This window comes from Actinoplanes sp. CA-015351, assembly GCF_050955685.1.
In the GTDB taxonomy this organism is placed as follows: domain Bacteria; phylum Actinomycetota; class Actinomycetes; order Mycobacteriales; family Micromonosporaceae; genus Actinoplanes.
In genome coordinates, this window is record NZ_CP192102.1 from 3,070,333 (window position 1) to 3,093,764 (window position 23,432).

The window sequence follows — 23,432 nt, forward strand, 5'->3', positions numbered from 1 at the left end:
ATCTGTTCTTGCCGCGGATTCTCCCGCGGGCGTCGCCAGGCCGCCACGTCAGTCGTTGCTGTGGTACTTGTGGCTGACGTCCATGGTGACCTCCGCGATGCCGACGGCTTCCGCCCAGCCGTCCGGCAGGTCGGGCGGCCCGGGTCGGGTACGCAGAACCCGGTCGCCGATGTGCAGCCGCATCTTGAGATCCGTGGGCGAGCCGTCGTGCACGTTACGGATCACCTCGATCCGGCTCACCTCCCGGGCCGGGTAGCTGGTCCGGCGGTAATCGCTGCCGGTCAGCGTGAACTGATTGTTCTGCAGCTCGATGGCCACGATTGCCTTACGGTCCATCAAGATTTCCCGGAGTCCGAACCCGGCGCCGACCGGCACGAGCAGCAACGAGAGCCACAGAGCACTCAGTGCGCCGGTCAGCCCGCCGGTACAGAAGATCAAGGCCATCGGGATCGTGGAGGCCACGAGGTAGAGCCCGGCTTTCTGCCAGGCGTAGTTGGAGTCATCCGTCTGCGCACGCCAGATCACGAGTTCGCCGTCGGTCACGCCGACATCATCGGCGCTGATGTCAAGGAAGCCGGGACCGGGTGACCATAGGGTGATCTTCATGAAGATGCTTGCTGGTCGGTTGCACCTGAAGGAACGCGCGTTGCGGATGGAGTCCGTGGACGTGCCCGAGCCTGGGCCGGACGAGGTTCTGATCAAGGTGGAGGCGGCCGGGGTCTGCCTGTCCGACGTGCACCTGATCGAGGGCGGGCTGACCCCACGGCTGCTCGGCGGTGACGTGGTCACCCTCGGGCACGAGACCGCCGGAACGATCGACCGGGTGGGTGACCGGGTCGAGGGCTGGAAGCCGGGGGACCGGGTGCTGCTGCAGGCGGGTCAGCGCGACCGCGTGGGAACCGTCTACACGCGCGGCGTCGACTACGACGGGGGCTGGGCCGAGTACGCGGCCGCCCGCGCCGACACGCTCGTGGCGATCCCGGACGATCTGCCGTTCGAGCAGGCCTGCATCATCCCGGACGCGGTGTCAACGCCGTGGGCGGCGATCACGGCGACCGCCGGTGTCAAGGCCGGCGAGCCGGTCGCGGTCTGGGGTGTCGGCGGGCTGGGCGCGCACGCCGTGCAGCTGCTGCGGCTCATCGGTGCGGCCCCGGTGATCGCTGTCGATCCGCTGCCGGCCGCCCGGGAACGGGCCCTGTCGTTCGGCGCGGACTTCGCGCTGGACCCCGGTGAGGCCGGCCGGATCCGGGAACTCACCGGCGGCGGGCTCGCGGTCGCGTTCGACTTCGCGGGCGTCCCGGCCGTACGCGAGCAGGCGCTGACCCTTCTCGGCCGGGGCGGCAAGCTGATCCTTGCCGGTATCGCCAACAAGCCGGTGACGATCAGCTCGGACAGCTTCTTCAACTACCTGAAGCTGTCGATCCACGGGCACTACGGCTCGGACGCGGAACACGTCGAGGAACTGGTCCGGCTGGCCCGGCAGAAGCGGCTCGACCTGGCCGGCTCGATCAGCGACGTGCTGCCGCTGGCCGAGGCCCCGGCCGCCGTGCAGCGGTTGCAGAGCCGGGAGGGCAACCCGATCCGGCTCATCCTTCGGCCGTGACGGCGGCTGACGTCGAGCGATCGATGATGGTTGTGTACGGTGCCAGTCGGACATCGATCATCATTTAAGACAATGTGGAGTAGTGGTGAGCGAGCGCACTGGCAGGCACCTGGCAGCCGCGGGCGTGCTCGCGCTCGCCCTCACCGTCTCCGGGTGCGCGGGTCCCGGCCTCGGCGCGGGCGCGCAGCCGGACGCGACCAGCGACGTGGTGGGCAAGGGGTTCCCGATCGTCACGCCACCGGCGGCCGAGTCGCCGTCACCCACGCCGTCCTCGTCGGCGTCGGCCGCGACAGTGAAGCCGATCGTCAAGTACTCGGCCTGCTCGGCCGGCGGCACTGTCACCTTCACCGCCACGTACCAGGACGACTACGAGTTCCACCACGTCTTCATCGACACCGACGGCGACCACCGGACCGGGTACGCGGGAGTCGACGTGCCCGGTGAGTTCGGCGCCGACATCATGATCGAGAACGATCTGCTCTTCCGCTCCAACGGCACCGAGTGGTCCTGGGTCGAGGTCAAGGGCACGAGCCCGCTGCTGTCCCGGTCCGGCGACACCTATCGCTGGCGGCTGAAGTCCGCACAGGGCCGGGGCCGGGTCGTGTTCAACGGCGACGACCGGACCACCGAGGTCACCACGCCGGTGGTCCCGCTCAAGGAGTGTGATCGAAGCTAGGCGCTGACCAGCTCGCGGGAGAGGGTGTTCATCGTGGCGCTCACCTCGCGGGCCTGGTCGTGCAGGTCCCGCAGGAGATCGGCGGAACCCTCCGGGTGACGGAAGGCGCGGTCCTCCAGGTCGGCGCAGATCGCGGCGAAGCGGTTCGCGCCCAGCGTCGACGAGGAGCCCTTCAGCCCGTGTGCCAGCCGGGCCAGGTTGCGGGTGTCGCCGGAGGCCGCGGCCTCCTCCATCTTGCCGAGCACGCCGGGCAGCCGGTCGGCGAAGTTGTGCAGGATCTCGGCGAGCCGCTCCCGGTCGTCCGGCACCACGCCGGCGATGGCGTCGACGCAGGCCCGGATGGTGTCCGGCTCCAGCGTGTCCGGTCCCGGCAGCGGGCCCTGACCGGCCAGGCGCACATCGGCGTACGCGGACGCGGTGGCCAGCACGACGTCCAGTTCCTCCTCGTGGATCGGTTTCGCGAGGAAGCCGTCCATACCGGCTGACCGGCTGGCCTTGCGGTCGTCGACCATCACGTTCGCGGTCAGCGCGACGATCCGGGGCGCCCCGTGTGCCGGTGGGTCGGCGCGGATCAGGCGGGTGGCGTCCAGGCCGTCCAGGACCGGCATCTGCACGTCCATCAGGACCAGGTCGTAGCGCGTACGCATGACGGCCTCGACGGCAGCTTCGCCGTCGCTGACCATTTCGACGCGGTGGCCGCGGCGTTCCAGCAGGAGCTGGGCCACCCGCTGGTTGACCGGGTTGTCCTCGGCGACCAGCACCAGCAGGCTGCGGCCCGGGGTGAGTGCGGTCGAGGCTGGGGTGCTCTGGGCGTACCCAAGAGGGGTTTTGATCTGGGCCTCGCCGAGGCGCAAGGTGACCGCGAAGGTGGAACCGTGACCGGGCTGGCTGTCGGCGGTGATGCCGCCGTCCATCGCCTCCGCGAGGCGCTGGCTGATCACCAGGCCGAGGCCGGTGCCTTCGTAGCTGCGCGCTGTCGACGCGTCCACCTGGCTGAACGGGAGGAAGAGGCGGTCCATCCGGTCGGCGGCGATGCCGATGCCGGTGTCGCGCACGGCGAGGCGGATCGCGACCCGGCCGCTCTCCTGGGCGTTGAGGTCCGGCGCGGTCGAGACGGCTACGGTGACCGCGCCGTGCTCGGTGAACTTGACCGCGTTGCCGAGGAGATTGACCAGGATCTGCCGGATCCGGGCCTGATCGCCGCACACCGTCTCCGGGCATTCCGGGGTGAAGTGGCTCGACAGGTGCAGGCCTTTCGCGTCGGCGGTGAGCGCCACCAGGTTCATCGCCTGCTGCACGCAGGCGCGCAGGGCGAACGGCTGCTCGTCCAGGGAGAGCTCGCCCGCCTCGATCTTGGAGAAGTCCAGCACGTCGTTGATGATCACGAGCAGTGAGCCGCCGCTGGCGTGGACCGTCTCGACCAGCTCGCGCTGCCGGGCGTCCAGATCGGTCTCCATGAGCAGGCCGGTCATCCCGATCACCGCGTTCATCGGGGTACGGATCTCGTGGCTCATCGTCGCCAGGAAGGCCGACTTCGCGTTCGTCGCGGCCACCGCCTCGTCATGGGCGGTGAGGATCGCGGTCATCGACGCGTTGACGGCCTGCGCCATCTGCGCCAGTTCACGGGGTGACGTCACCTCGGCGCGCTGGGTCAGATCGCCCTCGGCGACTCGTTGGGCAGCCGCTCGTATTTTCTTGGTCGGCTCAGTGATCTTGTTGGTGATCCAGCGAGCGCAGAGGGCCACCAGGATCGAGGTCGCCACTACGAACCAGAGAATCAGCCAGCGGGTGTTCTGCGCGCTTGCCCGGCTCTCCGCGAGCTTGCGGGAGAGCTGCGCCTCCTCGTGCTGATGCATCTCGCTGACCAGCGGGAAGATCAGGCTCACGTCGCCGCCGGTGGTGGGGGTCCAGGTGTCCACCTGCTCCTGGATGCGCCCGGCCAGGGCCACGTGGGTCAGGTCGCCGTCCGCCTCGGAACGGACCTCGCCGAGCCGGCGGTCAACCGTCGAGCGGCTCATCTGGAACCGCTCGGTCCACTCGGTAGTCGGCGGGTCCTGCCGGTCCCGGGTCATGCGGTCCAGGTTGTGGATGGCGTCGCCGAGCCCGCCGATGTGCCCGAGGAGCATGTGCGAGTGGCGCATCGGATCCTGGGTCGCGACGAGACTGCCGATCCGGACGTACGCACTGATCCCGACGACGGCGAGGGCAACCAGGGCGAGCGTGAAACCGGCCGCGAGCATGCGCCCCACGGTCCAGCGTGAGGGTTTGCGGGCGGCGATCCGATCACCGAGATCAGACATGAGAACTACTCTAGGTAATTGTTCGCTATGGGGTGCCGGACTGGGCTAAAGAGGTGGTGGCGGTGACATCCGTGCTGGTTATCGACGACGATCCGACCGTTCTGGAGATCGTGGAGACGGTGTTGCGGTCCGGCGGGCTGGATGTGGACACGCGGAGTACCGGGCGGGACGGGCTTGTCGCGGCGCACGAGCGGGTACCGGACTGTGCCGTTCTGGACGTGAGCATGCCGGGGATGACAGGGCTGGAGGTGTGCCGGGCGCTGCGGGACGACGTGGAGACGGCGGACGTGCCGATCCTGCTGCTGACCGGGCGGGGGCAGTGGCTGGATGTGGCTTCCGGGTTTGATGCGGGTGCTGACGATTACCTGGTCAAGCCGTTCAGCGCGCAGGATCTGCTGACCCGGGTGGAAGCGCTGACGATGACGGCGGCGGGTTGACGGCCGGGGGTGGCGATCTTGGCGCATGCCTACTAGTCTCATGCACGTGGATGAGGTGAGCCCTCCGTCATGGGGCAAGGCTGTGCACGAGTTCTGCGCCGCTGTCGGCATTCCGGTGCCACCGCCGCCGACCGCGGAGCAGAGAGCGGACTTCGAAGCATGGATGCGCGACGGCGATGCCCAGGTCGAAGCGATCCGTGCGCGCCGGAGAGACGCGGCATGACAGACCACCAGCCACGTGTGCTCGATGCTTCAGCTCTGGTCGAACTCTTCCAGGGCCATCCCAGACTCCTGGAGCTTCTCGACGGAGCCGCCGACGGCGATTTCAGCGTCGCTGTTCCGGCAGTCGCTGTTGCCGAAGCGCAGGCGGTCCTATCGGTCTCGGGCTCCGCCTGGAATGCCGTTCTAGGTCGCACCGGCGTCGCCGAGCTGTCGCTCTCCGCGGACGCCGCAGTTGATGTCGGTGATATCGCCCGCCCGAGGCTCCTGCACCATCCGGTGCACTCTGCCCTGATCGGCCCGATCATGGTCGGCCAGGTGATTTGGGAGACCAAACAGATGGGTGGCGTGGTGGTGACTCGCGTTCCGGAAGCCTATGGCGGTCACGACATTTCAGTTGCGGTGATCTGAGTTGGTCAGTGGGGGAGGGTGGTGCTCAGGTACGGCGTGTCGTCGAGGGTTTCCACCGCTACCTGGCCGTTGTGCCGGCCCACCACGGCTCGTGCCAGCATCAGGGCCATCGCGTTGCCCTGGCCGCCCGGGCCGGTGAACAGCCGGTCGGTGGGCTGCTCGGACGGCAGGCGGAACGCCACCCGCCAGTGGCCGTCCTCCTCGGTCACGTGCATCGTGCCGTCACCGCCCAGGGCGCGTACCGCTGCCAGCATGCGGCGGAAGACCTGGCCGATCCGGTTGCGGTCGCCGATCACGTCGGCGCCGGTGACGGGTGGTTCGGGCAGGGACACGGCAGTGCCGGCTTCGGTGGCCACCTCGGACAGCAGCTCCGGCAACGAGAACGGCCGGTGATCCAGCGGGAGGGTGCCGTTCTCCAGGCCGCTGATCGTGGCTATCTCGGTGACCACGTCCTCGATGCGGTGCAGGTTGCGGCCCAGGATCGGCAGCACGTCGTCCACCGCCGGGTCGCCGGTCCTCTCGGGCAGCAGGCCCACCACGGCCAGCGCGGCCGCCAGGGGAGTGCGCAACTCGTGCAGCAGGGCGCTGACCAACTCGGCTTTCGAGGCGGTCAGCTCGGCCAGGGCGCGGTTCTGCTGGCGCCGCCGGTGCCGGTGATGCGACGTCGGCAAACTGGGCTCCTGCGGTTCGGCCAGCAGACACAATGCGATCATGAGCAAGGTAACGGGGCGAAGCCGGGCTGAACGGCGCATTCGTTGGATCGGCGCCGGGATCGTGCTGGTGGGCGTGGCCGCCGCGGGTGTGGTGTACGCGGTGAACCGGGACGAGAGCACCACGACGGCGCGGGTCGTCACCGTCGTGGCGGACAAGGGTGACGTCACCCTCGACGTGGCCACCACCGGGACCGTCGAGCCGGCCATCACCCGGAGCCTGTCGTTCGCCGCGGGCGGGACCGTCGCGGCGATCGCGGTCCGGGCCGGCAACAAGGTCGAGCAGGGTGACGAGCTCGCCACCCTGGACGACGCGGACGCCACCGAGAAGGTCAGCGACGCCGCCACCAAGCTGGCCGAGGCGCAGGACCGGCTCGCCACCGCCGAGACGAACGCGGCGGCGGCCACGGCCAGCGCGACAGCCTGCGCGGCAGCCACGCGAACCGGTGGCGGCGGCGCGCCGGTCGCAGCCGCCGGTTCGGCCACCCCCTGTGCCACCCAAGGCTTTCCGGACACCGGGAACGACCAGGTCCTCAGCGCCGAACAAGCCGTCAACAACGCCGAAGTCAACCTCGCCGAAGCGGAGGAGGCGCTCGACGGCACCGTCATCAAAGCACCCATCGCCGGCACCGTCGTCTCCATCTCCGGCAGCATCGGCGACAAGGTCAACTCCGGGTCGGCCTTCATCGGGCTGGCTGACACCTACGACATGCAGGTCTCCGCCGACTTCCCGGAAGCCGACGCGGGCTCTCTCGCGAAAGGCCAGACCGGCACCGTCACCCTTGCCGACTCCGACGAGACCTACGAGGCGTCGGTGGTGCAGGTCGACCCGGTCGGCACCTCCGACGGGACCCTGGTCCGGTACGGCGTGCTGCTCTCCTTCACCGACGCGCCGTCCGACCTGCTCGTCGGGCAGAGCGCCCAGGTCCAGGTACGCACCGGCGAGGCCTCCGGGGTGCTGCGGGTGCCGTCGACAGCCGTCCACGACGTGGCCGGGGAATCCGGGACCGTCATGGTGGACAGCGGCAGCGAGCCGGCCGAGCGGACCGTGACCGTCGGGCTGCGCGGCGACCAGTACACCGAGATAACCGACGGACTGTCCGAGGGCGAACAAGTCGTACGTTCCTGGTGATGTCGCGGACAACGCCTCGGGAACCGGACAGAATGCAGATGTGAAAGCGCTTCGCCGTCCCAGTACGGCCGTGAACGCCCTGCTGGCACTGCTCATCGTCGGCGCCGCGTTCTGGGGCTGGACACTGCTGCGGGACACCGGCTCGGACACCGAGGCGAACGCCTCCGGCTTGCGTACGCTCACCGTCGACCAGGGCACCGTGACAAAGACGGTGTCGGCCGACGGCAGTGTGCAGAGCGCCTCCACGGCGACCGCCACGTTCGCCACGTCGGGCACGGTCACCACGATCAAGGTGAAGGTTGGCGACAAGGTCACGTCGGGTCAGCTGCTGGCCCGGGTGGACGCGACCGACTCGGAACGCTCGCTGGACCTGGCCGAGGCGAACCTGGACGCCGCGCAGGACGCACTCGACCGGGCCGAGGACGCCGGCACCGACACGAGCAGCGCGACCAACGAGGTCACCCAGGCGGAGCTGTCCGTCGACGAGGCGGAGGCAGCGGTCACCGGCACGAAGCTGACCGCGCCGATGGCGGGCACCGTGACAGCGGTGAACGGCACGCTCGGCGGAGCCAGCAGCGGATCAAGTACCGGCGGACAAAGCTCCGGCTTTGTTGATCTCGCTGATCTCGGCAAGCTTCAGATCACCGCCGCCTTCTCCGAGGCTGACGCCACCGAGCTGAAGGAGGGTCAGTCCGCGACAGTCACCTGGAACGCTCTGCAGGGCACCGAGACCACCGGCCAGGTGATCGCCGTCGACCCGACCGCGACGACCACGAACAGCGTCGTCACCTACGGCGTCACGGTGAGCCTGCCGAACCCGCCGGCCGGTGCCAAGCCCGGCCAGACCGTCAGCGTCGCCGTGATCACCGGCAACGTCGAGAACGCCGTCATGGTCAACTCGGCCGCCGTGACCAGCACCGGTAACCGGAAGACCGTCACCGTGCTGGGTACGAACAACCAGCAGGAGACGCGTCAGGTGCAGGTCGGGTTGGAGGGCGATGACGCGTACCAAATCACCTCGGGTCTCACCGCAGGTGAGCGAGTGATCGTCCCGACCTCGACCACCTCGACGACGACGACCACCAACAACGGTGGCGGCGGCGGGTTCGGTGGCGGCGCACCACCCGGCGGCGGCATGGGCGGGCGCTGAGCTGATGCCGACCAGGCCGGTACTTGACGTGCGCTCGCTGACCAAGGTCTACGGCCATGGTGACACCCTGGTACGCGCTCTCGACGGCGTCTCGATCGAGGTCGAGCGCGGCGAATACGTGGCGATCATGGGCTCCTCGGGCTCCGGCAAATCCACGCTGATGAACATCCTGGGCTGCCTCGACGTGCCCAGCACCGGCGCGTATCTGCTGGACGGCGTGGACGTGAGCCGGCTCGGGGACGCGCAGCTCGCCCTGGTCCGGAACCGGCTCATCGGGTTCGTCTTCCAGGCGTTCAATCTCATCCCGCGCACGAGTGCGGTCGCGAATGTCGAGTTGCCTCTCGCGTACTCCGGAATGCGCGCCGCGGAACGGCGCCGCCGCGCGATGTTCTCCCTCGATCTGGTCGGCCTCGCCGACCGGGCCGAGCACGAGCCGAACCAGCTCTCCGGCGGGCAGCAGCAGCGGGTCGCGGTGGCGCGGGCGCTGGTCACCGAGCCGGCGCTGCTGCTGGCCGACGAGCCGACCGGCAACCTGGACAGCCACGCCACCGAGGAGGTGCTCAGCGTGTTCGACGACCTGAACGCGGCCGGCCGCACGATCGTGCTGATCACCCACGAGGACGAGGTGGCGGCGCACGCCGATCGGCTGATCAGGCTCTTCGACGGCCAGGTCGTCGAGGACGCGCGGATCGGCCGGCACGCAGCATGAATTTTCACGAAATTGTACGATTCGCACTGCGGGGGATCGGGGCCAACAAACTCCGCTCGGTCCTCACCATGCTCGGCATCCTGATCGGTGTCGCCGCTGTGATTCTGCTCGTCGCGGTCGGCAACGGCTCGGCGCAGGCGATCGCCGACCGGATCTCCGCGCTCGGCACCAACACACTGACCGTGATGAGCACCAGCCGAGGTGCGACGCTCAGCGTGGAAACCGCGGACGCACTCGACGACCCGGTCCTCGCCCCCGACGTCAAATCCGTCTCGCCGGTGGTCAGCACGTCCGCGACCCTCACCTACCAGGGCGCCGAGCACGAGATCAGCACGTTCGTCGGCACCACACCGGATTGGTTCACCGCCTCCAACTTCCCGGTCGGCACCGGCGCCGTCTTCACCGACGACGACGAGGCACAGGCCCGGCGGGTCGTGGTGATCGGGCAGACCGTCGCCGAGGAGCTGTTCACCGGCGTCGACCCGGTCGGCGAACAGGTCACCATCGGCGGCGCGCTGTTCACCGTGGCCGGGGTGCTGCAGGAGAAGAGCTCGTCCGGATTCCAGGACTCCAACGACACCGCTGTCGCGCCGCTCAGCGCGGTCCGGCAGGTGCTGGCCGGGTACGGTTCGCTCAGCTCGATCCTGGTCGAGGCGCACGACTCGGACATGGTGGACACCGTCCAGTCGGAGATCACCACGGTGCTGAACCAGCGGCTGGACGCCGACTCCTACCGCATCCAGAACGCCTCCCAGCTGCTGGAGACGCAGACCGAGACGGCCGACACGTTCACCACACTGCTCGGCGCGGTCGCGGCGATCAGCCTGCTGGTCGGCGGCATCGGAATCACCAACATCATGCTCGTGACGGTCACCGAGCGCACCCGCGAGATCGGGATCCGGAAGGCCCTGGGCGCGCCCCGCCGGGTGATCCTCAGCCAGTTCCTCATCGAGGCGACCCTGCTGAGTGTTATCGGTGGAGGTCTGGGCGTCGCAGCCGCCGTGATCGGCAGCCGCTTCGAGATCGTCGGCGTCACGCCGGTGATCGTGCCCAGCTCGGTCGCGCTCGCCCTGGGCGTCTCCGTGCTCATCGGACTCTTCTTCGGTGGCCTGCCGGCCGCCCGCGCCGCCCGGCTCCGGCCGATCGACGCCCTGCGCTACGAATGAGGACTCGTGGATTCCGACACCGAGGTGTTACCCCGTACCGACGATGATCTGAACAGCGCGATCGCCGCGGCCGCGCCCAAACGCTGGTGGAACCGGACGACGCTCGCCCTGCTGGGCCTGGTCCTGGCCGTGGGCGGCTTCCTCGGGGGAGTGCAGGCCCAGGAACGCTGGGGGTCGTCGTCGTCTTCGTCGTCCTCGTTCCCCAGGAATGCGGGGATGCCCAGCGGCGGTGCCGGTTTCGGAGGGCAACGGCCGGACGCTGCCGCGTCCGGCACGTCAGGGACTGTCAAGCTCATCGACGGAACCACCCTCTACGTCGAAACTGACGCAGGCGAGACCATTACGGTACGCACCAACGACACCACCGCCGTGAAGCTGTCCGAGACGACGACGCTGGACAGGCTGGTCAGCGGCCAGCAGGTGACAGTGGTCGGCGAGGCCGACACGGAGGGCGTGGTTACCGCGACGACGGTGACAGCCGGCTGAGATTGATCACTGCCTCGCACGTCAACGCGTCAGCTGCCCTGTTTCACGCCCGGGTGTTGGTAACTTTTTAAGACACGTCGTCGGCATGAGGAGGGGCAGCATGAGTTCGGTGAATCTTCCCGACTGCTGCCCGCGCGCCGAGATCGAGCTGGAGGTCACCGAGCAGACCGCTACGGCGGTCACGGTGGCCGTGCGCGGGGAGATCGACATGGACAACGGGGAGCATCTGCGGCACACGCTGCTCACGATGCTCGCCGCCGCGCCGGGGACGCTGGTTGTCGACATGGGCGGGGTGCTGTTCCTCGGCTCGGTGGGCCTGCGGGTGCTGGTCGAGTGTCACACCGTCGGCCATGAGCAGGGCCGTCACCTCGTGCTGGACAACGTGCGAGCCTGGGAGCAGCGGGTCATCGAGATGGCCGGGCTGGGCGAGTTGTTCGATATGCGCACGAGCGAACAGGCCTGATCAGGCCCGCACCCGGACACCACCAGTCAGGACCGCCCCGAGCAGCGCGACCCGCTCACCCACGCCGGCTGCCGAGACCCATTCGGTACGCGCATGAGCACCGCCACCGCGCGGAGCCAAACCGTCGACGGTCGGCACGCCGAGTGATCCCGTGGTGTTCGTGTCGGCAGCTCCGTCGGCCGGACGCCCGTCGATCTCCTGACCGATTCCGGCGGCAGCAATCCTGATCCTGTGCAAGAGATCGGCGCCGGATGGCGATGGCCGCCACGTCGGCCGCCGTGCGAGCAGCGTCGTCGTGACCGCGGCCTTGGCCCGCACCGGACGCAGCGCGGTGAGGTGCGAGATCACCGCCTCCTCGTCCTCCGGCGCGACAAACCGCAGCCCCAGGTCGGCATGCGCCTTCCCGGCCACCACGTTGGTACGCCCACCGCCGGCGATCGTCCCGGTGTTCAGCAGCACCGGCCGGTCCGCCACCGCGGCTCGGATCCGCAGGAGCTGGTCGACCAGCTCGTCGATGGCGTTCGCTCCGGCGTCCGGGTCGAGGGCGGCGTGCGCCTCGACGCCGGTCACCTCGATGCGGGCGCGGGTGCTGCCCCGCCGCCCGGTCTTCAGGTCGCCGCCAGGATGGGGCGGCTCCAGCCCGAGGACCGCGCCGGCCCGGCCCGCCTCGGACCGCACCAGGTCGCCGGCGGTCGGTGAGCCGATCTCCTCGTCCGCCACCACGATCACCCGGATCTCCGGATGGGTCGTCAGGCCGGTGACCGCTTCCAGCAGCGCGGCGATGCCGGCCTTGGTGTCGTAGACCCCGGGTCCGTGGATCACATCACCCTGCACCGACCAGGGCATCGCCTCCAGAGTGCCGGCCGGCCAGACCGTGTCGTAGTGGCTGAGCAGCAGGATCGGCGCACCCCGGACCCCGGATGCGGGCAGGCTCCAGAGCAGGTGGTCGCCGGTCGGATGCGGTTCCCGGGTGACCGTGAACCCGGCCTGGGCCGCGTCCGCCTCGAGCACCTCGGCCAGATCGCCCAGCCTCGCCGGGTCACCGGTTGGCGACTCCAGCAGCGTGTACCGGTGCAGCGCTTCCAGAGCGATGTACTCCATATGCGAAACCTAAGTTCGGTTGAGTACATTGTCAACGAGCTGGTTCAGCGCCAGGATAGGCAACATACGGTTTCTATCTTTGATCGCCGGGAGGTGCCCGTGGCAGAGGTCCGTAACCTGGACGGCATCGCTGAAGCGACGGCAGCCGCCGCGCTGTACCGCTTGGTCTTCGGATACACCGAGCCCGAGTGGGGCCTCAGCCCACGCCTGATCATGGCGTTGCAGAAGAACTCCGGGACGGCCATCGGCGCGTTCGGTGCGGACGGCACGCTGATCGGCTTCTGCTACGGCTTCACGGCGGTCGAGGACGGCGAGATCTACCACTACAGCCAGGCCGCGGTGGTCGCGCCGGGCGCGCAGGGCGGCGGCGTCGGACGCCTGCTGAAGCAGGCGCAGGCCACTGCGGCGCGAGCCACCGGGGCGCGTTTCATGCGGTGGACATTCGATCCGTACGCGTTACGCAACGCCCACTTCAACTTCGCGGTTCTCGGTGCCACGGGGATCCGTTTCCTGCCCGATTTTTATGGCGATCCCGGCACCGATCGGGTTCTGGTGACCTGGGGACTCGGGGGCGATTCGGTTACGCGTACCCACGTGGTCGCGAGCGTGACGACCGCGGCGAGTGAGACGGTCGCGGCGCCGGAGCCGGTGGATCGCGAGCGGTTGCGAAGGCAGTTGATGGACCAATTCGGGGCCGGGAGCCGGCTTGCCGGTGTGGAACGCGCCGGAAACGGCGTCAGCTATGTGTTCGAGAATGGCGAGCCGTGACCTCCACTCCTTCCGAACGGTTCGACCGCAACGTGCAGCGCCGTTCCGCGCAGGTGCTCAAACAGCGGGTGCTCGAACAGCAGCGCGCCGAATTCGGGAAGGCTCTCGCCTGGGCCGCCGAGCAGGACGCCATCGAGCGCGCGGCCGCGCTCATCGTCTCGGCGCGGCGCCGTTACCTGCTCGGTTACGGAAAGTCGCACAGCTATGCGTCCCTGCTCGCCGCGGACCTGAGTGCCGGCCTTTCCGCAGTTCACCTGGTCGACGGGGCAGCGCTGCGGTCGCTCGACGTTCTCAGCGACATCCGCCAGGGTGATCTGCTCGTGGCGGTGTCGATGTCGCGTTATCGCCGGGAAACCGTCGAGACCGCGTCGTCCTACGTCCGGCACGGCGGTGACCTGGTCCTGATCACCGACGCCGACGACGCGCCCCTCGCCGCCCAGGCCGCCGTAAAAATCGTGATCGGTGCGGACACGGCCTCCTATGCGAACTCGCCTGCCTCGGTCGTGCTGGCCCTTCACCTGCTCGCAACATTGACCATCGCCAGTTCCAAAGGGGCCGGTCGCCGCCTGCGTGAACGCGACGAACTAGCCCTCGAACTCGGCCTGTACGCGGAAGAGTCATGACCCGGATAACCCTGCGCCGCGTTCGGCTGCCGCTTGTGCACGAGTTCCAGACCAGCTCGCACGCCAAACGATTTCTCGACCACATCCTGGTGAGCATCGAAAACGACGACGGCGCGATGGGCTGGGGTGAGATCGCATCGCCGAGCGGGCCGTTCTACTCGGCCGAGACGGTGTCGTCGTGCTGGGCGGTGGCGCGCGATTTCCTGGCGCCGCTGGTGCTCGGGGTCTCCTGGGACCATCCGTCGGTTCTGGCGCGGGCCATGGGCAAGATCCGGGGTAACTATTTCGCGCGGGCCGGATTCGATGTGGCTGCCTGGTCACTCTGGTCGGCCGGTCGTGGTGAGTCGCTGGCTTTTTCGCTGGGGGGTACCCGTTCGCGGGTTCCGGCGGGCGTTTCCCTCGGGATCGAGCCAACGGTCGACGCATTGCTGGAGCAGGTGGCGGCGCGAGTGGCCGAGGGATATCAGCGGGTGAAGCTGAAGATCGCGCCGGGCTGGGATGTTGTTCCTGTTCGTTCTGTTCGTGCGGCGTTTCCTGGTGTGCCGTTGCACGTGGACGCGAACGGGGCTTTTTCTTTTCCGGACATTTCCGTTTTTCTGGAATTGGACGAGTTGGGATTGCTGATGATCGAGCAGCCGTTCGCGCCGCGTGATCTGCTCGCCCATGCGGCGCTGCAGGAGCGGATCTCCACACCGATCTGCCTGGACGAGTCCGTCGAGGAGGTCGCCGACCTGGCCACCGCGCTGAAACTGGGCGCCGGCCGGATCCTCAACATCAAGGTCTCCCGGATGGGCGGCCTCACCCCCGCGATCCGCGCCCACGACCTGGCCCGCGCCGAAGGCGTCCCGGTCTGGTGCGGCGGCATGCACGAGTTCGGCATCGGCCGCGCCGCCAACGTGGCGCTCAGCTCCCTGCCCGGGTTCACGATGCCGTCCGACGTGTCCGGGTCTGACAAGTACTACGCCCGCGACGTGACGACGTCCCCGATCGTCTGCTCGGACGGATTCGTCGAGGTCCCTACCGCTCCCGGCTTGGGCTGGGAGCCCGACCTGCCCTTCATCGAATCCCAGACAATCGACCGGGTCACCGTGCCGGGGTGACCGTGCCGGGGTGACCGTGCCGGGGCGACCGGTGGCGCGGTTGAGGCGTGGGGCGTGGCTGAGGCCCGTGGGGTGACGTGGGGTGGCTGGGCGTGGGTGGCCTGCGGTTGGGTGCGGGGCGTGGCTGAGGCGTATTTTGGGGGCCATGGCGCTCCCCACCGCAGCGATCACCGCTGGCTCTCTCATCGGCGGCTGGCAGTTGGCCCGCAAGACCGGCATCCGCCCCCTCGGCGGCGCGGTCCTGGCAGCGGGCGGCCTCCTGGCCGGCCGCGAGTGGTCCCGCCGCACCAGCCCGGCCGTGACAACAGCCCTGGTGGCGACGTATGTCGGCGCGTTCGGCCTCTCCCACCCCCTCGCCAAGAAGATCGGCGCCTGGCCCGCGGTCCTGGCAGTGTCAGCGGCGACAGCAGCAGCGTCATACGCCCTGTCCGACCGCCACTGACCCTCCCCGCCAGTCCCGCCTGCGCCGTCTGTGCGGCCTGCCGGTCTTATCGGCCTGCGCCGTCGCGCGGTGCGCGCCGTGCGAGCGGTGTGCGTCGTCCGCGCGGTGTGCGCCGTGCCCGCGCGGCCTGCGCGGCCTGCGCGGTCTGCTCGGCCTGCCCGTCCTCAGGGCCGCGGTGTCTCTGTCCCTGTTTCCGTGCCTGCGCAGAACCCAAAATCTAGGTAAATCGTCACGCACGGTGAGCGCCCGGCGGAGGCTGCCGGCGCCCAGGCTCGATCTTGGAGACCTGTGGGTGCTCTGACCACCACCGGTCTCCACAAAGCCAGCACTATCCACCATCGTGGTGACAACGCGTCACCTGAGACTTCGCGAACCGCCCTGAAACGACCGCCCGCAACGGCGGCCACCGGGACGTTGTGAATTTGCGGTCGCCTGGCCGACCACTCGGGTTTCGCCGTTTGTGGAGCGGTAGCGGGTTCGCGGCGGCGGGCCGGTTTCTTGACGCGAGGTGCCGCTCGGAGATCTTGTGCGGTTTGGCCGGCTGATCGACCGCGAGTGCACGAGATTGCATGACGGCCACCCATGGCATGTCGGTTTCGGGTGGTTGGTGAGCGCTGTGGCGACGCTCTGCCACTACAGCAGGTGGACGTGCCGGATCTTGGAGGCTCGTGGGTGTTCCATGCCCTGTTCCATGACCCACAGGTCTCCAAGGTTCAGACGACGCGGTGCTTCACAATTTCGACGTAGTGAAGGCGGTGCTTCAGAGTTCCGACGTGGTGAACGCGGTGCTGCACGTCCGACGTGGTGGCGCGGTGTTTTTGCGGATCTTGTGGAGTTCGGCGAGCCGTTTGCGGGTAACTCCGCAAGATCGGCCGGGCCCCTTCGATCTTGTGGAGTTGTGTAGACACGTCTGCGGGGAAGTCCACAAGATCCAGGCCGAGCAGAGCAGCGCGGCGCGGCGCGGCGCGGGGCAGAGCGGGGCAGAGCGGCGCGGGGCAGAGCGGCGCGGGGCAGAACGGCGCGGCGCGGGGCATAGCGGCGCGGCGCGGGGCAGAACGGCGCGGCGCGGGGCATAGCGGCGCGGCGCGGGGCAGAACGGCGCGGCGTGGGGTGGGGTGCCCGCGGCGGATGGCGTCGGCGCCCGGCATGGCGGTGAATCTTGCGTCGTGGCTGATCGCGGTCTGCATCGGGAAATCGCGTCGGTCTGGCGGATCCGCAGGGTCACCAGTTTTCAAGCGATGGGCCCGGTCGCCGGGCGGGACCGCAAATGGCAAAAGTCTCGGGACGGCTGAACTGCACAAGATCTCCGGCGACGAACGGAGCGCTGGGGTGGCGGCGGGTCTATGTGGGGCTGCGCCCAGGCTCGGTGGGGTTCAGGTAGCCGCGCAAATACGTCAGGGAGTCGGGGAGGTCCTCGCCTCGGCGCAGTTCGTCTACGAAAATCGCTATGTCGGAAATTGCCCAGCGGAGCGGGTAGAGGTTCAGGGCGGTTTCGGAGACTTTGTGGCCGGTCCGGGCTTCGTAGTGGCGCAGCACCTCGCGATCGTCGCCGTCCGGGCGCTCGCCCAGCATGCCGGCGAAGCGGCTGGTCAGCATCCAGAGGTCGCGTTCGGGTGGGGCGATCGCGACGGTGTTCCAGTCGATCAGGAAGCGGCCGGTGGCGGTGCGCAGGAAGTTGCCGGGGTGGGGTTCGCCGTGTGTCAGCACCCAGCGCTGCGGCTGCTCTGCGGCGAGACGATCGTAATCGGTCAACCACTGGCGGACGTCGTCGGCTCGGGATGCCAGCAGCTCGCGTGCTTCCGCAGAGTAAGGGCCCGCTTTCCAAGGCTGGTGCAGCTCACTCAGCGCGACTTCGAGATTGTCGCGCCCGGGCACGCGGAGATCGAGCCGCGGTGTGATCACGTGGAGGCCGGCGACCGCTTGAGGGCTGGCGGTGTGCAGGCGGGCCAGGAGTTCGGCTATGTCGTGACGATCTTCGGTCGGGTGCGGCGCAAATGGCCCTGAGACGCCGTTGAGCAGTGGGTACAGCGATAACGCGTACCGAGGGGAGAGTCGGCGGATGACCGCGCCGGTCTCGTCCGGGATGGGGGCGAGGACGAAGTCGAGCCCGGAATCGTCGTGCAGCGAGGCCGCGGTCAGCAGCGAGCGCCGTACCCGGTCGAGTTCCGACGCACGGCCCTCCGGAGTGAAACCGAGATCGTCGACCTTGACGAACCAACGCTGAGCTACCGACCAGTGGTGACTGCCCGCACCGACCGGAAGGAACTCGATCTCCCCGGAATCGATGTCCCACCCCGCGCGAAGCGCCGAAAGCACCTCGGTTTCGGTCAGGTCGGCGGGCGGCTCACGCATTTTTCCGAGTACGCGTAACCGCCGGGATCCACCCCAGCGCCGGTTCGCCCTCGCCCTGCAGCACAGAGATGTGCCCGGCACCGGGGACCAGGCGGAGTTCGGCGCCCGGGATCCGGCCGGCCAGCCAGGCGCCGTGTGAACTGGGCACCATGAGATCGTCGCCGCCGTGCACGAGCAGGACGGGCGCGGTGATCGTTGCCGGGTCGAACCCCCACGGGCCGACGTAGGCCAGGTCGTCGTCGATGAGTGGGGCGGGACCGTTTTTGATCGCTGGTTCGACAACCGAGCCGAACCAGCCCCACGGCCCTTCGAGGGCGGCCCGGTCGCCGGCGGTGAAGTCCGGCTCGGTGATCGTGGGCGCGGCGGCGTAGGCCTCCTTGGCAGCGCGCCCGGCAGCGGCGGCCCGCAGGGAGGCGACGCCACCCGGCCCCATCCCGGCAAACCATTCAGCCTCGGAAATATCCGAATTGTGCACAGAGGGGGAAGCAGGCCGAGCGGCTGAGCCGGCGGCGGGGGATGGGGTCAGGCCGGCGGTGGGGAATGGGGCCAGGCCGGAGATCGAGACCGCGGCTGTCACGCGGTCGGGGAGCAGGGCTGCGCAGGCCAGGGAGTGCGGGCCGCCGCCTGAGTGGCCCAGTACCGCGAACCCGCCGACGCTCAGGGCGTCCGCCACCGCTGCCGCATCGCCGGCCGCCGAGGCGATGTCGCGGCCGGGGTTCGGCGACGAGCCGCCGTAACCGGGCCGGTCGTAGGCGATGAACCGCAGACCGAGCTTCGCCGCCGCCGCGAACAGGGGTTCCGGCGGACGGCCGATGTTGGGCGTGCCGTGATGCCAGAGGACGACCCGATCGCCGTCACCCCACGAGTACGCGTGCAGGATTCGGCCGCCGGGCAGCCGGACATCGGTCTCGATCACTCCCACACGATAATTGTCGGTACGCCACTCCACACTTCCTGCCGGCGAACGCGTCACGAGGGGCGGAAGGGGGAACGCCTGTGACATTCGAGGACTTTCTGGCGGCACGGCTGGCGGCGCTGCTGCGGTACGCCACCGTACTGGCCTGCGACCCGCACCTGGCCGAGGACATCGTCCAGGAGGTCCTGGCCCGGGCGCAGCCACGCTGGGAGCGGATCGCCACGGCCGACGTGCCCGAGGCGTACGTGAAGCGCATGATCATCAACGAGCTGGCGTCGTGGCGGCGGCGCCGGGCTTCCCGGGTGGTGCCGCTGTCGCACGAGGCGCTGGAGACCGTCACCGCGCCGGACAGCGATCGGCAGGCCGAACTCGGTGAACGCGACGCCATGATCCGGCGGATCGCCCGGCTCCCGGTGAAGCAGCGCATCGTGATCGCGCTGCGGTTCTACGAAGGGCTGAGCGACCACGAGATCGCCGGCCTGCTCGGTTGCCGACCGGCCACGGTACGCAGTCACACCTCACGTGCGCTGGCGAGTCTGCGTGCGAACTTTCCCCAGGACACCGCCCGGATCGGAGGCTGACCGTGAACGATCAGACGATCAAGGATGCTTTCGACGCGATCGCCGCCACGGCGGTCTCGCCGGAACGAGTGCGGGCCCGGATTGACGCCCGGGCCAGGGTGCATCGGCAGCGGCGGTTGTTGCTGGCCGGCGCCGGATTTGCCACGGTTGCCGCCGCTGTGGGCGTACCCCTGGCGCTGGGTGAGCGGATCGGTGAGCCCGCGCCACCAGGGTTTTCGCCCGCGCCTCCGGAGGTTGCGCCGGTGCGGGTGCGTGCGGTGTCACTGATGTACGCGCCGGCGTGGCTGCCGGACGGGGTGGCCGAGCGATACCGGGCGGTGCGGTTCGAGACTCTGAACTCGGAGGCGTTCGGCGGGACACGGTCGTGGTATCCGGAGGGCTCGCCGTACTCGGTTCAGGTGCCGGAAGGCAGCGTCACGTTCAGCATCGGCGAGCGGATCGCCGAGGGGGAGACCGGCGCGCCGGTGACGATCGGCTCGGCGGACGGCACGACGTGGGTGACTGACACGGCGTTCGTGCAGTGGCAGCCCGAGGGTGGGCCGTGGATGACCGTTTCTGTCTATGGAACCGGGGACGATGCCGTGATCGCGCTACGGGTCGCGAGGTCGGTCGCCGCCACGACCGCGACCGCTCTGGTCACGATGACGTCGCCGGTCACGCCGCCCGGGTACGACCACGGGACCGCGCTGTTCGAGGTGTATCCGACGAGCGGCGGCGGGGCACAGTCGCTGATCTTCACGTCGTCGGACGGCCGGAGCGCCTACACGCTGTCGACGTCGCCGCCGGAGAGCGGGGAGCCGTTCAAGGCCGTCACGCGCAACGGCCTCACCGTCTATCTGCCGGAGGAGGCGCCGGACGCGATCGGTGGCGGCGTGCCGCTGACCGACGACCAGACGACGGCGATCCTGGCCTCGGTGAACGCGACGGCCCCCGACCTGTCCTGGGCGGGCTGACCTGCGCAGATCTTGAGCGATTGTCTACCGCAGGGAGTCTTCTTCTTGAGGGCTGGTGGGGTTGTTGTCGATGCCTTGTTGGGGTGGTTTCGGGTCCCTCGTTGGGGTGGTGGGGTGGGAAGTGGTGGGTGTGAGGGCGTAGAGCGGCAGGTATGGGACGTCGTTTTCGTGGGCCTGAGCAGCCGGTGTCTGAGCAGGTGCGGGGGTGGGCGGATCCGGAGATCTTCCGGTTTCTCGCGTTGGCGCAGCGTGTTGACATGTCGGGGTTCGAGCAGGATTACCGGGCTGATGGGGTGGGCGGGTTGCCGTATGACCCGCGGTTGATGCTGGTCACGGTGTGGTGGTGTTACCGCCGGCAGTGGCGTAGTCCGCAGGACATGGCCCGGGCGTGTCGGGAACAAGCGTCGTTGCGGGTGGTGTGGCAGCGCGAGCAGGTGCCGTCGGCGGCGTGTCTGCGCCGGTTCGTGCAAGGTCATCGCCGGGGCTGGCAGACGGTCGCGGACTCGCTGATCAGGGTCTCTGGTCAGGCGGGACTGGTCGATGTATCGGTGACCGCGACGGATAGCACTCCGGTGATCGCGCCGGCCGCGTTGTCGAAGACGATGACGGCCCCGCTGATCACTACCCGTATCGACGCGGCGCGTCGTGAGCTGGCCGGGTTGCAGCAACGCCGTCAGGACATGCTCGACGATCCTGATCTGGCGAGGTTCCTCGAGCACGGCTACGCAGAGATGATCCGCGCGGAGCAGTTGCTGCTGGTCCGGTTACGGCGTCTGGAACAGGCCGAGGCCGAGGCCCGCGAACGCGGACGGCCGGCGGCCGCACGACATGACGAGCAGATCACCCGTTGGCAGGCCCGCGTCGATCGGCATACCGCTGAACTGGCCGAGATGACCCGCCGCCAGCAGGACAAGTACGACACCTATCAAGCGCGAGCCGCCGCCGGGCAGCCGCCGCGCGGCGGGCCGCCGTGTCTGCCCGAGCAGCACATCCGTATCCGCGGCAAGCAGCAGGCTCTGGCCCGGGCTCGGAGCCGGCTCACTCAAGCCCAGGCCGGCTCCGGTACCGCTCGCGACGGCCCGGCCGCCCGGGCCAACCTCACCGACCGGTCCGCCCGGATCCTGAAAGGCAAAGCGAACACACCCGCCTGGATTCTCGGCTGGCTACTGACCATCACCGTGATCAGCGGACAGTTCATCATCGCCGGGCTGCTGTCGCAACACGGCAACGACGCCCACGGGCTGCTGCCCAACCTCACCGCCGCTGCCGGCACCTGCCGCCAAGCCGGGATCATCGAGCCCTTCGGCCACCACCTCGCCGACGGCGCTTTCCTCGCCCCCGCAGTACCCGCGACCATCACCGGCATCCCACTAACTGGCGTGACCAGCAAAGACAGCGACACCGACCAGCAGCTCTACACCCGCCGCAGCCCGATGATCGAACCCGTCTTCGCGCACCTGCTCCGCACCGACCGGCGCCTACACTCCCGCGGCGACGCCGCCCACACCGAAGTCATCGCCATCACCACCGCCTACAACGCCACCAAATACCTCCGGAAAACCACCCGAACTAAAACTTGACAACCACATCCCAACAAACCAAGAAGAAGACTCCAGGGGGTTGAAAGTCGCTCAAGATCGCGGCCGGGCCGAGGTGCCGGCCGGACCGAGGCGCCGGCAGGACCGAGGCGCCGGCAGGGTCGAGGCGCCGGCAGGGTCGAGGCGCCGGCAGGGCCGTGGCGGGGCTAGGCGGTCAGCTCCTTGAGGGCCGCGTCGAAGATCTCGTGGTGGCGGGAGACGTCGGCGAGTGAGGTCGTCGGGCACATCAGGGCCATGTTGTGGAACGGGGTCAGCAGTACGCCGCGGTTCGCCAGGTAGACGTGCAGGAAGTCTTCCAGCTCGGCGTCCGCGCTGCCCGCCGACTCGGTGCCGTTGCGTGGCGCCGGGTTGGCGAACCGGTATTCGACGCGGGCGCCCAGACGGCTGACCGACCACGGCAAGGCGTACCCGTCAATGATCTTCTGGATGCCGTCGGCGAAAGCCGACGCCGTACCGATCATGTGATCGAAAGCGGTCTCGGTGAGGACGTGTTCCAGGGTGGCGCGGGTCGCGGCCATCGACACCGGGTTGCCTGCCAGGGTCCCGCCGACGCCGCCCATGTCGATCAGGTCGAGGTCGCTGCGGCCGGTGAGCGCGTCCGCGAGCTCCGCCGACAGGCCGTAGGCACCGACCGGCACGCCGCCGCCGATCGCCTTGCCGATCGTCACGACGTCCGGACGCAGGTCCCAGAACGCGGTCGCGCCGCCCGGACCGGCCGAGAACGTGTGCGTCTCGTCGTTGATCAGGTAGGTGCCGTACGTGCGGGTCAGCTCGCGGACACCTGCGAGGTAGCCGTCCTCGGGCAGCACGATGCCGATATTGGTCAGCGCCGGTTCCATCAGCACGGCCGCCACGTCACCGTGGGCGAGCTGACGTTCCAGGCCCGCGAGGTCGTTGAACTCGGCGACCCGGCTCGTCTCGGTCACGTCCACCGGCGCGCCGACGTTGCCCTCGCGGCTCACACCCTCGCCGTCGGGACCGACAACGATCAGCGACTCGTCGACCGAGCCGTGATAGCAATAGCTGTTCACCAGGATCTTGGACCGGCCGGTGACCGCGCGCAACAGCCGGATCGCCCAACGATTCGCATCGGTGGCGGTCAGCGCGAAACTCCACGCCGGCAGGCCGAACCGGCGGGCCAGCTCGGCGCCCGCGAACGCGGCGTCCTCGGTCGGCAGCATCGTGCTCAGACCGCCGAGCTCGGTGATCCGCCTGGTCACGGCGGTGGTGACCGGATCCGGGGAGTGACCGGCCATCGCGCCCGTGTCACCGAGCGCGAAGTCGATGAACTCGTTGCCGTCGACGTCGGTGATGCGGTTTCCGCGAGCCGTCGCCAGATAGATCGGGAAACCCGCGGCCGTCTTGTTCATCCAGGTCATGGGTACGCGTCCGAAGAGGTGATCGGCCTTGCCGTACGCCCTCGCCGAACCCGGATGGCGGTCGGTGAAACGGGACCGCTCACGCTCGGCGAGCTTGTGGAGGCGGGCGCGATCGATACCGGAATCCGTCGACATGGCGCGACGTTACCAGGGAATC

General features: G+C 69.0%; 25 protein-coding genes. 18 read left to right on the forward strand and 7 right to left on the reverse strand.

The genetic code is table 11. The annotated features are described in order from the left end of the window. Positions 1 to 48: 48 nt before the first annotated feature. Positions 49 to 606: a hypothetical protein gene (locus ACQP2E_RS13800; RefSeq protein ID WP_433831548.1), complete on the reverse strand. Its 558-nt coding sequence runs from the start codon at positions 604 to 606 to the stop codon at positions 49 to 51. On the opposite strand from ACQP2E_RS13800, the gene ACQP2E_RS13805 reads away from it, so the two are divergent. Together ACQP2E_RS13805 and ACQP2E_RS13810 are read left to right on the forward strand one after the other, a co-directional pair. Next, positions 605 to 1,603: a zinc-binding dehydrogenase gene (locus tag ACQP2E_RS13805; RefSeq protein ID WP_433831550.1), complete on the forward strand. Its 999-nt coding sequence runs from the start codon at positions 605 to 607 to the stop codon at positions 1,601 to 1,603. The genes ACQP2E_RS13800 and ACQP2E_RS13805 overlap by 2 nt on opposite strands. 85 nt (positions 1,604 to 1,688) lie before the next feature. Further along, on the forward strand, positions 1,689 to 2,279 hold the full coding sequence (locus ACQP2E_RS13810; protein WP_433831552.1) for a hypothetical protein: 591 nt from the start codon (positions 1,689 to 1,691) through the stop codon (positions 2,277 to 2,279). Here ACQP2E_RS13810 and ACQP2E_RS13815 read toward each other — a convergent pair. Beyond that, a complete protein-coding gene (locus ACQP2E_RS13815) occupies positions 2,276 to 4,579 on the reverse strand; it encodes an ATP-binding protein (RefSeq protein WP_433831554.1) in 2,304 nt (767 codons plus the stop codon). The two genes, ACQP2E_RS13810 and ACQP2E_RS13815, sit on opposite strands and share 4 nt — an antisense overlap. Before the next feature lie 62 nt (positions 4,580 to 4,641). On the opposite strand from ACQP2E_RS13815, the gene ACQP2E_RS13820 reads away from it, so the two are divergent. From ACQP2E_RS13820 to ACQP2E_RS13830, 3 genes are read left to right on the forward strand one after another with little or no spacing between them, the layout of a single operon-like run. Next, positions 4,642 to 5,016, forward strand: coding sequence for a response regulator transcription factor (locus tag ACQP2E_RS13820; RefSeq protein ID WP_433831556.1), 375 nt, complete (start codon positions 4,642 to 4,644; stop codon positions 5,014 to 5,016). Positions 5,017 to 5,062: 46 nt separating this feature from the next. Further along, a complete protein-coding gene (locus ACQP2E_RS13825) occupies positions 5,063 to 5,239 on the forward strand; it encodes a hypothetical protein (protein ID WP_433831558.1) in 177 nt (58 codons plus the stop codon). Then, positions 5,236 to 5,646: a hypothetical protein gene (locus ACQP2E_RS13830; protein WP_433831560.1), complete on the forward strand. Its 411-nt coding sequence runs from the start codon at positions 5,236 to 5,238 to the stop codon at positions 5,644 to 5,646. Before ACQP2E_RS13825 ends, ACQP2E_RS13830 begins: the two co-directional genes overlap by 4 nt. 5 nt (positions 5,647 to 5,651) lie before the next feature. Here the strand turns inward: ACQP2E_RS13830 and ACQP2E_RS13835 are convergent, their stop codons facing one another. Beyond that, positions 5,652 to 6,359 (reverse strand): sensor histidine kinase, encoded by a 708-nt coding sequence (locus ACQP2E_RS13835; protein WP_433831562.1) that lies wholly within the window; start codon positions 6,357 to 6,359, stop codon positions 5,652 to 5,654. Between ACQP2E_RS13835 and ACQP2E_RS13840 the strand changes: the two genes are divergently transcribed. From ACQP2E_RS13840 to ACQP2E_RS13865, 6 genes are all read left to right on the forward strand, one after another. Then, positions 6,358 to 7,488: an efflux RND transporter periplasmic adaptor subunit gene (locus ACQP2E_RS13840; RefSeq protein WP_433831564.1), complete on the forward strand. Its 1,131-nt coding sequence runs from the start codon at positions 6,358 to 6,360 to the stop codon at positions 7,486 to 7,488. The two genes, ACQP2E_RS13835 and ACQP2E_RS13840, sit on opposite strands and share 2 nt — an antisense overlap. Before the next feature lie 40 nt (positions 7,489 to 7,528). Continuing rightward, the gene (locus ACQP2E_RS13845; RefSeq protein WP_433831566.1) at positions 7,529 to 8,638 is read left to right on the forward strand and encodes an efflux RND transporter periplasmic adaptor subunit; all 1,110 of its coding nucleotides are present in this window, start codon (positions 7,529 to 7,531) and stop codon (positions 8,636 to 8,638) included. Between the two features lie 4 nt (positions 8,639 to 8,642). Continuing rightward, positions 8,643 to 9,347, forward strand: coding sequence for an ABC transporter ATP-binding protein (locus ACQP2E_RS13850; RefSeq protein ID WP_433831568.1), 705 nt, complete (start codon positions 8,643 to 8,645; stop codon positions 9,345 to 9,347). Then, entirely contained in the window at positions 9,344 to 10,513 is a 1,170-nt protein-coding gene (locus ACQP2E_RS13855) for an ABC transporter permease (protein ID WP_433831570.1), read from the forward strand. The genes ACQP2E_RS13850 and ACQP2E_RS13855 overlap by 4 nt, the downstream gene beginning before the upstream one ends. 6 nt (positions 10,514 to 10,519) lie before the next feature. Next, entirely contained in the window at positions 10,520 to 10,999 is a 480-nt protein-coding gene (locus tag ACQP2E_RS13860) for a hypothetical protein (RefSeq protein WP_433831572.1), read from the forward strand. A gap of 100 nt (positions 11,000 to 11,099) precedes the next feature. Then, a complete protein-coding gene (locus tag ACQP2E_RS13865) occupies positions 11,100 to 11,462 on the forward strand; it encodes an STAS domain-containing protein (protein ID WP_433831574.1) in 363 nt (120 codons plus the stop codon). Here the strand turns inward: ACQP2E_RS13865 and ACQP2E_RS13870 are convergent, their stop codons facing one another. After that, a complete protein-coding gene (locus tag ACQP2E_RS13870; protein ID WP_433831576.1) occupies positions 11,463 to 12,563 on the reverse strand; it encodes a M20/M25/M40 family metallo-hydrolase in 1,101 nt (366 codons plus the stop codon). It lies immediately after the preceding gene. Positions 12,564 to 12,662: 99 nt separating this feature from the next. Here ACQP2E_RS13870 and ACQP2E_RS13875 point away from each other — a divergent pair, with 99 nt between their 5' ends. The 4 genes from ACQP2E_RS13875 (at position 12,663) to ACQP2E_RS13890 (ending at position 15,496) form a co-directional block, all read left to right on the forward strand. After that, positions 12,663 to 13,331: a GNAT family N-acetyltransferase gene (locus tag ACQP2E_RS13875; RefSeq protein WP_433831578.1), complete on the forward strand. Its 669-nt coding sequence runs from the start codon at positions 12,663 to 12,665 to the stop codon at positions 13,329 to 13,331. Beyond that, positions 13,328 to 13,954 (forward strand): MurR/RpiR family transcriptional regulator, encoded by a 627-nt coding sequence (locus ACQP2E_RS13880; RefSeq protein ID WP_433831580.1) that lies wholly within the window; start codon positions 13,328 to 13,330, stop codon positions 13,952 to 13,954. Before ACQP2E_RS13875 ends, ACQP2E_RS13880 begins: the two co-directional genes overlap by 4 nt. Continuing rightward, positions 13,951 to 15,054 carry an o-succinylbenzoate synthase gene (menC, locus tag ACQP2E_RS13885; protein WP_433831582.1) on the forward strand — a complete coding sequence of 368 codons (1,104 nt, stop codon included), beginning with the start codon at positions 13,951 to 13,953 and terminating at the stop codon, positions 15,052 to 15,054. The genes ACQP2E_RS13880 and menC overlap by 4 nt, the downstream gene beginning before the upstream one ends. Before the next feature lie 145 nt (positions 15,055 to 15,199). After that, positions 15,200 to 15,496, forward strand: coding sequence for a hypothetical protein (locus tag ACQP2E_RS13890; RefSeq protein ID WP_433831584.1), 297 nt, complete (start codon positions 15,200 to 15,202; stop codon positions 15,494 to 15,496). Between the two features lie 1,341 nt (positions 15,497 to 16,837). Here ACQP2E_RS13890 and ACQP2E_RS13895 read toward each other — a convergent pair. Together ACQP2E_RS13895 and ACQP2E_RS13900 are read right to left on the reverse strand one after the other, a co-directional pair. Next, entirely contained in the window at positions 16,838 to 17,848 is a 1,011-nt protein-coding gene (locus ACQP2E_RS13895; protein WP_433831586.1) for a phosphotransferase, read from the reverse strand. Then, positions 17,841 to 18,764, reverse strand: a complete 924-nt coding sequence (locus tag ACQP2E_RS13900; RefSeq protein WP_433831588.1) for an alpha/beta fold hydrolase — start codon at positions 18,762 to 18,764, stop codon at positions 17,841 to 17,843. The genes ACQP2E_RS13895 and ACQP2E_RS13900 overlap by 8 nt, the downstream gene beginning before the upstream one ends. An 80-nt stretch (positions 18,765 to 18,844) precedes the next feature. On the opposite strand from ACQP2E_RS13900, the gene ACQP2E_RS13905 reads away from it, so the two are divergent. The 3 genes from ACQP2E_RS13905 (at position 18,845) to ACQP2E_RS13915 (ending at position 21,878) form a co-directional block, all read left to right on the forward strand. Continuing rightward, positions 18,845 to 19,345 carry a SigE family RNA polymerase sigma factor gene (locus tag ACQP2E_RS13905; RefSeq protein WP_433831590.1) on the forward strand — a complete coding sequence of 167 codons (501 nt, stop codon included), beginning with the start codon at positions 18,845 to 18,847 and terminating at the stop codon, positions 19,343 to 19,345. Positions 19,346 to 19,347: 2 nt separating this feature from the next. After that, the gene (locus ACQP2E_RS13910; protein WP_433831592.1) at positions 19,348 to 20,298 is read left to right on the forward strand and encodes a hypothetical protein; all 951 of its coding nucleotides are present in this window, start codon (positions 19,348 to 19,350) and stop codon (positions 20,296 to 20,298) included. Positions 20,299 to 20,555: 257 nt separating this feature from the next. Continuing rightward, a complete protein-coding gene (locus tag ACQP2E_RS13915; RefSeq protein WP_433825281.1) occupies positions 20,556 to 21,878 on the forward strand; it encodes a hypothetical protein in 1,323 nt (440 codons plus the stop codon). Between the two features lie 164 nt (positions 21,879 to 22,042). Here the strand turns inward: ACQP2E_RS13915 and ACQP2E_RS13920 are convergent, their stop codons facing one another. After that, positions 22,043 to 23,410, reverse strand: a complete 1,368-nt coding sequence (locus tag ACQP2E_RS13920; protein WP_433831594.1) for a transaminase — start codon at positions 23,408 to 23,410, stop codon at positions 22,043 to 22,045. Positions 23,411 to 23,432: the final 22 nt, after the last annotated feature.